Origin of the sequence: Bacillus sp. JJ722 (genome assembly GCF_036963345.1) — a bacterium.
Taxonomy (GTDB): Bacteria; Bacillota; Bacilli; order Bacillales; family DSM-1321; genus Bacillus_AD.
In genome coordinates this window covers 1-8,648 of sequence record NZ_JBALMO010000087.1, presented here as the reverse complement: position 1 = coordinate 8,648, position 8,648 = coordinate 1, and the positions used below count along the sequence as shown (strand labels likewise).

The following is an 8,648-nucleotide window of genomic DNA, read 5'->3' as shown; positions in this document are numbered from 1 at the left end:
TACCCGTTCAGCGCCGTATGAGACTTACGCACTTCGTACGAGATAAAGGAAACACGAAGAGCTGGTAAGCGATTCGATGTGTCCAGCTTCATCGGCCAGCCCCTCGAGTCATAAGCCAAATCACTTCGGAAATCGGGATTTCCTGTGTGATTCGTCTTATGCCTTCGGGGCTAAACGGGCCGATTCCGCATTTCATAGTTGACTTATCGTAAGAAGAAGTGTGAAGTTCACTAGGCGTTGGGTGCTCGGAGCTGGACGTAGATTCACTCTATTTCAAAGTAATCAACAACCTATTATTTTATACATTCCTAAACAATAAAAAAGCAGACTATTCTCGGTCGATGACCTTGAAAGTCTGCTTTTTTTATTTACGCTAACATCCCATAACTATTCTTCCATATGATTCGATTGATGAGCATTTTTGCTTTTCTTATGATCCTTCTTTAGTGATTTCAATTAACAAATCACCTGTTAAAATTGCTTCACCATTTGACACATAAATATCTTTAATAAAGCCTGTAAAAGGAGCTTGAACAGTTGTTTCCATCTTCATTGCTTCAGTAATGATTAAATGGTCACCTTTTTTGACTTTTTCTCCCTTGTCTACTACTACTTTAATAACAGTACCTGGCATTGTTGCTCCTATATGATTAGCATTGCCTGAGTCCGCTTTTAATTTTGAAACAACAGTTGATTTAACACTTTCATCTTTAATAACAATTTCACGTTGTTGTCCATTTAATTCGAAATAAATATTTCTCGTACCATCTGCATGTGCATCACCAATTGAAATTAGTTTAACAATAAGTGTTTTACCAGTTTCAATTTCTACTTCAATTTCTTCACCTCTGCGCATTCCATATAAGAATGTAGGTGTATCTAATGTAGTTATATTCCCAAAACGTTCAACTGTTTGCACATACTCTAAAAATACTTTTGGATACAATGCATAAGCAATTAAATCAAATTGAGTAACTGGGCGTTTAATTGCTTGATATAGTTCTTCTTCTAACTTCTCAAAATCAACCGCTTCTAACAGTTCACCTGGTCGCACTGTGATTGCTTCTTTCCCTTTCAAAATTACCTTTTGCAATTCTTGTGGGAATCCTCCAGTTGGTTGACCAAGCATACCTTCAAATAATTCAACTACAGAATCTGGGAAGTCGAGGGTATCGCCTTTTGCTAAAACCGTCTCTTCATCTAAGTTATTTTGTACCATAAATAGTGCCATGTCACCGACTACTTTTGAAGAAGGTGTAACTTTCACGATATCACCGAACATTAAGTTCACTCGACGATACATATCTTTAACTTCTTCCCAACGTTCACCAAGGCCCACAGCCTTTGCTTGTTGTTGAAGATTGCTATATTGCCCACCAGGCATTTCATGTTGATACACTTCTGAGTGTGGTGCGATCATGCCGCTTTCAAAGTCTTGATAATATTTACGAACATCTTCCCAATAATAAGAAAGTTGTTCTAATGACTTAATATCTAGATTTGGCTTACGATCAGAACCTTCAAGCGCATAGTAAAGGGTATTCATACTTGGTTGAGAAGTCATCCCTGCTACTGTACTTAAGGCAGTATCAACAATATCTACTCCTGCTTCAACAGCTTTAGCATAAGTATATATACCGTTTCCACTTGTATCATGCGTATGCAAGTGAATTGGTAAATCAACCGTGCTTTTCAATTCAGAAATCAATCGATAAGCTGCATCTGGTTTCAATAAGCCTGCCATATCTTTAATAGCTAAAATATGAGCTCCCTGATTCTCTAATTCTTTAGCAAGGTTTTTATAATATTCGATATCAAACTTAGTTCTTGTTGGATCATTAATATCACCAGTGTAACAAATTGCAGCCTCCGCGATTTTTCCACTTTGTCTCACAGCATCGATAGCTACTTCCATCCCTTTAACCCAGTTTAAGCTGTCAAAGATACGGAATACATCGATACCTGTTTGAGCGGATTGCTTTACGAACTCTCTAATGACATTATCCGGATAGTTTTTATAACCAACTGCATTAGCTCCACGAAGAAGCATTTGGAACAAGATGTTTGGCATCTTCTCTCTTAAATGAATAAGTCTTTCCCATGGATCTTCTTTTAAGAATCTATATGCAACATCAAACGTTGCTCCTCCCCACATTTCTGATGAGAAAAGGTTCGGTAACAATTTCGCCGTAGGCTCAGCAATATGCAACATATCAGTTGTTCGTACACGTGTTGCAAGTAAGGATTGATGTGCATCACGGAAAGTTGTATCTGTAATTAATACTTCTTTTTGATCTTTTACCCATTTAACTAGTCCATCAGCACCTTGGCTATCTAATATTTGCTTAGTACCTTGTTTATACTCTAAATCAGTTGGTAAGATAATGGAACGCGGCTTATCAAACACAGGTTTCTTCTTCTTCTCGATTCCAGGGAAACCATTTATTGTTACATTTCCAATATACGATAACATTTTTGTACCACGGTCTTTACGGACTGGGAACAAAAACAATTCTGGTGTTACATCAATAAATGATGTATTAAAGTTTCCTGTACGGAAATTTTGATGCTTTATAACATTTTCTAAGAATGGAATATTTGTTTTAATACCACGAATACGGAATTCTCTTAAGTTTCGTGACATTTTGTTACATGCTTGGTCGAAAGATAGCGCCCATGTAGATACTTTCACAAGCAAAGAGTCATAGTATGGAGTGATGACTGATCCTTGATAAGCATTACCTGCATCAAGACGCACACCGAAACCACTTGCTGAGCGATAGGCCATAATCTTTCCTGTATCTGGCATAAAATTATTTAAAGGATCTTCAGTTGTGATACGCGATTGGATAGCATAACCAAACAGTTGAATATCTTCTTGTTTTGGAATTTGAACTGTTTCACTATGTAAATCATGACCTTCAGCAATCAATATTTGCGATTGTACAATATCAATTCCAGTAATCATTTCTGTAACAGTATGCTCTACTTGTACACGTGGATTAACTTCAATGAAATAGAAACGATTATCAGCTACTAGAAATTCTACAGTTCCCGCATTTAAATAATCAACATTCTTCATAAGTTTAACGGCTGCGTCACAAATATCTTGACGCAATTCATCTGTTAACGAGACAGATGGAGCGATTTCAACTACTTTTTGGTGACGTCTTTGAACCGAGCAATCTCTTTCATATAAATGAACAATATTACCATTATGGTCACCAAGAATTTGAACTTCGATATGCTTTGGATTTTTAATAAATCTTTCAACATATACTTCATCGTTACCAAAGGCTGCCTTTGCTTCTGACTTAGCGCGATTATAAGACTCTTCAACTTCATCAAGACTATTGACGATCCTCATACCACGACCTCCGCCTCCTAAGGAAGCTTTAATAATGATTGGGAAACCATGTTCATTACCAAAAGCAATAACTTCATTTAGATTTGAAACTGGGCCATCACTTCCTGGGATGACAGGAATTTGTGCTAATTCTGCTTGTGTACGTGCCTTTACTTTATCACCAAACATATCTAAATGTTTAGATTTTGGCCCGATAAAAACAATGCCTTCTTCTTCACATCTTCTAGCGAAGTTAATATTCTCAGATAGAAATCCATAACCGGGATGAATTGCATCTACGCCTGAAGTTTTGGCAATATCGATGATTCCTTCAATATCGAGGTAAGCATCAATTGGCTTTTTGCCTTCGCCGACCAAATAAGCTTCATCGGCTTTAAATCGGTGGTAAGATGCGGAATCTTCCTTTGAATAAATAGCCACTGTTCGAATATCTAACTCATTACATGCACGAAATACTCGGATTGCAATTTCACCGCGGTTAGCAGCAAGGACTTTTCTAATACGTTTTTCCAATCTTAACACCTTCTTTTTCTTTATTATTAATATTTAATAAAGGAGTTGAAATACAACTCCTTTGTATTAATTACAATAAATAAACCAATTATTCATGTTCTATGAAGCTATAACTTTCTCTCCACTATTGAGCTTGTACTTGTTTTCGTAATTAGTGAACATCGAAACATTTACTAATACACCCATAGATATAGCTAAAATCACGATTGAAGAACCACCGTAACTAACAAATGGGAGTGTAACACCCGTAATTGGAATTAAGCCTGTTACTCCTCCAAGATTAATGAAAGATTGTATCCCAATCATACTCGATATACCAATCGCAAGTAAACTACCAAAAGGATCCCTACACTTTACAGCTATTCGAAACCCTCGAAGAATAATAAAGCTTAAACATCCTAAAACAAATAGTACGCCTTTTGCTCCTAATTCTTCAGATATTACAGCCATTATAAAGTCTGTATGAGGTTCAGGTAAATACCCATATTTCTGAATGCTATTGCCTAGCCCTGAACCACTTACTCCTCCAGAGCCAATAGCTATATATGAATTAACTAATTGGTATCCTTCTTTCTCTTCATACTTGAAAGGCTCAACAAAACTATAAAGTCGCCCCATACGATTCTCTGTAAAAATCTGGTCCTTCATAAAGAAGATAAATGGAACAACGAGCAATACTGCTAATACTAGAATACCGACTAATTTCAACAAGCTTTTCAAGCTCATCCCTGAAGATAGAATGATTGTTGCAGCAATTAAAGAAATAATCAACGCTGTACCAAAATCTGGTTGAAAAAAGATTAAAGCGCATACTATTACTAGAAAAAATAAAGGTGGCAATACTCCAGCATTAAAGTTATCTATGTATTTTTGTTTCTTCGCATATATAGCTGAAAGATAAATGATTACGCCTAACTTTATAAATTCTGATGGTTGTATTCTTGTACCAGCAATATCCAGCCAACTTTGCGCATTATTCGCTGTATGACCAAAAATATCTAAAATTAACAAAACGAATATCGATGAAAAAACGATGCCCATCAGTACATATTTATGCTGATACAATTTGTATGGCACAATAGCGAAAAAACCAAACATAATTGCAGCTACAATTAAATTTTTGATTTGCTTTATATAAAAGTAATCACTGTCTACTTCATACTTCGCTGGGGCAACAATCATACTGGCACTGTAAATCATGACTAAACCAAATATACTTAACGCAATAATTGTAACTATTAAACTTAAATCATATGATCTTACTATTTTTTTCAACATTTTTATCGTCCTTATCTGCTAGCATTAACGAAAAAAATGAATTGTTCAATTAAGTATAACACATTAATCGAATAGTATACATCATTCATTTTCATCCGTTAACACATTAAATTAATTATTAGAATGTCCATGTTGTCGATAAGTTCAGACATTATCTTTTGTATTTCATTGTTGCGTTAACTATTCAAAAAAACTCAAACAATTCGTGATAATTGTTTGAGTTTTTAGCAACTTGTTATTTTTTCGTGGATGCTTCGTGTAGCACTGATAACTCTCTTTCAAGTTGTTCAAGAAGTGCTCTACCTTCTACTACTTCTACCAATCCCAATCGAACAGCAAAGTCAATCTCTCTTGAAAGACCAAACATTTGTGTATCCAATACTTCTTCGTAAAGTGGGCACTGAGGCATAGTAAGATTATCCATCTGTACCTTAATTAATTTCAATATCTTATCAGCATCAGCTTTCAACAAAGCTAATGCCTTCTCACGATGATCAACAAGCATTTCTGACGCCATTCACAAATCCCCCGTTTCAGAGCGATTAACTATTTAATCTATCTATAAATTCTAACCTTTCTATCATAAAAATGCAAGGCAATATTAAGGTCCTATACGAAAAATTGTCATATATTATAATTTAATGCTTTCCGTTTTTCATAATTTTCGTTCTTCTATATACTAAAAGGAGAATACAAATTAAAACAATGAGGAGATTATCATGGAAATTATTGTACCTATTAAAGGGAATGTGAAATATTCTATTACACTTGATCCTAGCGTTTGGATTATAGATGATAGGAAGAAAAAGCTAGACGATTTCTTCCTAAATCATACGGAAGAACATAACGAATTAGAAGAATACACAAAAGCAGTCTCTAAACATTGGGACAAGGAAATCATTGAAGGTAACACTGCTCCGAAACCACCAGGAACAGAAAAGAAAAAGAAATACATAAAAGAAGAATTAACGACAGAAACATATGGAATTCATTTTCATTATTTCTTGAACAACAGTGAACCTAATGAATATGCAAAGAGAGTCATCGTCGAATCAACAAATGGTGACCGAACTTTTTCTCTTGATGAAGCAATGAAATTCATCCTTTGTTTCTCAAACAAAGGAAAAGCATTGAAAGAGGATGGTCCTATTCATGTTTATTACGGACATACAAAGGATGATGTTATCACGCATGTGAAGGCGTTTAACATCATATAATCTTCATAACAAAGGCTGAAACTTCAGCCTTTGTTATTTTCTTTTTTTCTTATAATATATTTGCTGCTAATTGAGCAAGCATTGATCTTTCTCCCTTAATTAATTTCACATGTCCACTTATGCTTTGATCTTTAAATTTCTCTACCACATACGTCAAACCATTATTATGCTCATCAAGATAAGGATGATCAATTTGTTCAGGATCGCCCATTAACACTATTTTGCTTCGTTCTCCTACACGAGTTAAAATAGTCTTCACTTCATGCTTCGTTAAATTTTGAGCTTCATCAATAATAATAAATTGTTCCGGAATACTTCTACCTCTAATATAAGTTAAAGCTTCTACTTCAATGGAACTTATGCCAGCCAAAATAGCATCAAGTTCTCCAGGCTTCTTAGTGTTAAATAAATATTCCAAATTATCATAAATTGGTTGCATCCAAGGTCTAAGTTTCTCTTCTTTCTCACCCGGAAGGAAGCCAATATCCTTACCGACGGGAACAATCGGTCTTGCAACAAACAATTTCTTATATTTCCCTAAATCTTCGGTCTGCATTAGAGCTGCAGCAAGTGCTAATAATGTTTTACCAGTACCCGCTTTTCCTATCATTGTTACTAGGGGCAAATCTTCACGAAGTAATAATTCCATCGCCATCATTTGTTGAACATTTCTTGATTTAATTCCCCACACTCTTTCTTGATCAAACACAAGGCGCTTTACTTTCTTTCCTTCTTGATCGACTATGCCAATCGCAGAAGCCCTTCCTCCTAATGAATCTTTCATAATCAGGAATTGATTTGGATAAAATGGATGATTAACAATATCTGCTACTAATAATTCACCTTTCTCATAATATTTATCCATCGCTTCTTTCGAAATATATACTTCAAAGAAGCCACTATAAATATGATCAATTTCCACAACGCGATCATTTAAAAAATCTTCAGCTATAAGTCCTAGAGCATCTGCTTTCACTCTTACAAGCGTATCCTTGCTAACTAAAATAACTTGTTTCCCTTGTTCTTTTGCTTCTTCTTCTAAAAATAAATTTTTAGCAACAGCTAATATTCTATTATCATTCGTTTTTTCAACGAATATTTCTTGCAATTGTTGGAAAGATTTATGATTCAATTCAATTCGTAACGATCCTCCATTATGAAGTGAAATTTTTTCATGTAATTTTCCGGACTGCCGTAAATGATCAATTAGCTTGGATACTTGCCTAGCATTCCTCCCCACTTCATCTAAGTTTCTTTTCTTTGAGTCAACTTCCTCCAAAACAACTGCTGGTATAACCACCTCGTTTTCCTCAAATGAATAAATGGAATAAGGATCCTGCAATAAAACATTTGTATCTAACACATATATTTTACTCAATATAATGCCTCCTGCCGGAAAGAATGATAGAAACTACCTACAAATCGATAATTTTTGTAATAACATTATATGAATGGAACAATCGTCTTGCTAAAAATATATGTCCAAGAGAATAAAGTTAGAAGAGCTACACCAAAATAAGAAAAGTAAGTCATAACAAACTGAAAGTGAGGGTGTCAACATGATTAAACTAAGACTTATGTTTCTAACAATGCTTTTAATTGCCGGTGGATGCCAAATGAACGATGCGAATACCGACAAGAATGATGCTCAAGTAAACGAGCAACAAGTACAAAATGTAAAAAACGAAATAAATTCAAAAGACAACCAAGAAATAGCGAATAGATTAGAAAAAGCAACCTTAGAAGTGCCTCATGTAAAAGCTGCTAATGCTATCGTTCTTGGCGATTACGTATTTGTAGCTGTCGACGTTGATGAGAATATTGACCGCTCTCAAGTTGGCTCAATTAAATATTCAGTATCGGAAAGATTAAAAAACGATCCATATGGTAAGAAAGCAGTCATTGTAGCTGATCCAGATATTGTCGCCCGCTTAAAAGAAGTTGGAGAAGATATTAAAGCAGGTGAACCAATCTCAGGCATTATGAATGAACTTTCTGATATTGCTGCAAGAGTTATACCAGAAATACCTGAAGAAAACATGCCACCTGCTGATACGAACGATAAGACAAATCAAATGCCTGCAAAAGATCAAAAAGAATTACAAAAAGAACAGCAAGATCAATCTAATCAACAAATGACAAAGTAAGAACGAACAAAATCCGAAGAGCGCCCGTTCAGCGCCGTATGAGACTTACGCACTTCGCACGAGATAAAGGAAACAAGAAGAGCTGATAAGCGATTCGATGTGTCCAACTTCATCGGCCAGCCCCTC

General features: G+C 35.3%; 6 protein-coding genes. 2 read left to right on the top strand and 4 right to left on the bottom strand.

The features are described from left to right. Window positions 1-430 precede the first annotated feature (430 nt). From pyc to V7014_RS12265, 3 genes are all read right to left on the bottom strand, one after another. On the bottom strand, window positions 431-3,880 hold the full coding sequence (gene pyc, locus V7014_RS12275; protein ID WP_335507490.1) for a pyruvate carboxylase: 3,450 nt from the start codon (window positions 3,878-3,880) through the stop codon (window positions 431-433). A 99-nt stretch (window positions 3,881-3,979) separates the two neighbouring features. After that, window positions 3,980-5,158, bottom strand: a complete 1,179-nt coding sequence (locus V7014_RS12270) for an FtsW/RodA/SpoVE family cell cycle protein (RefSeq protein ID WP_335507489.1) — start codon at window positions 5,156-5,158, stop codon at window positions 3,980-3,982. Between the two features lie 235 nt (window positions 5,159-5,393). Next, window positions 5,394-5,675, bottom strand: coding sequence for a YlaN family protein (locus V7014_RS12265; RefSeq protein WP_335507488.1), 282 nt, complete (start codon window positions 5,673-5,675; stop codon window positions 5,394-5,396). A 202-nt stretch (window positions 5,676-5,877) separates the two neighbouring features. Here V7014_RS12265 and V7014_RS12260 point away from each other — a divergent pair, with 202 nt between their 5' ends. Then, on the top strand, window positions 5,878-6,375 hold the full coding sequence (locus tag V7014_RS12260) for a peptidyl-prolyl cis-trans isomerase (RefSeq protein WP_335507486.1): 498 nt from the start codon (window positions 5,878-5,880) through the stop codon (window positions 6,373-6,375). A 49-nt stretch (window positions 6,376-6,424) separates the two neighbouring features. On the opposite strand, the gene V7014_RS12255 is transcribed toward V7014_RS12260, so the two are convergent. Then, the gene (locus tag V7014_RS12255) at window positions 6,425-7,753 is read right to left on the bottom strand and encodes a PhoH family protein (RefSeq protein ID WP_335507484.1); all 1,329 of its coding nucleotides are present in this window, start codon (window positions 7,751-7,753) and stop codon (window positions 6,425-6,427) included. A 181-nt stretch (window positions 7,754-7,934) separates the two neighbouring features. On the opposite strand from V7014_RS12255, the gene V7014_RS12250 reads away from it, so the two are divergent. Next, window positions 7,935-8,522, top strand: a complete 588-nt coding sequence (locus V7014_RS12250; protein WP_335507482.1) for a YhcN/YlaJ family sporulation lipoprotein — start codon at window positions 7,935-7,937, stop codon at window positions 8,520-8,522. Window positions 8,523-8,648 lie beyond the last annotated feature (126 nt).

Excerpts from the sequence above, each read along its gene's own strand:
- V7014_RS12270 (WP_335507489.1), bottom strand. The coding sequence starts at position 5,158 with ATGTTGAAAAAAATAGTAAGATCATATGATTTAAGTTTAATAGTTACA.
- V7014_RS12265 (WP_335507488.1), bottom strand. The coding sequence starts at position 5,675 with ATGGCGTCAGAAATGCTTGTTGATCATCGTGAGAAGGCATTAGCTTTG.
- V7014_RS12260 (WP_335507486.1), top strand. The coding sequence starts at position 5,878 with ATGGAAATTATTGTACCTATTAAAGGGAATGTGAAATATTCTATTACA.
- V7014_RS12250 (WP_335507482.1), top strand. The coding sequence starts at position 7,935 with ATGATTAAACTAAGACTTATGTTTCTAACAATGCTTTTAATTGCCGGT.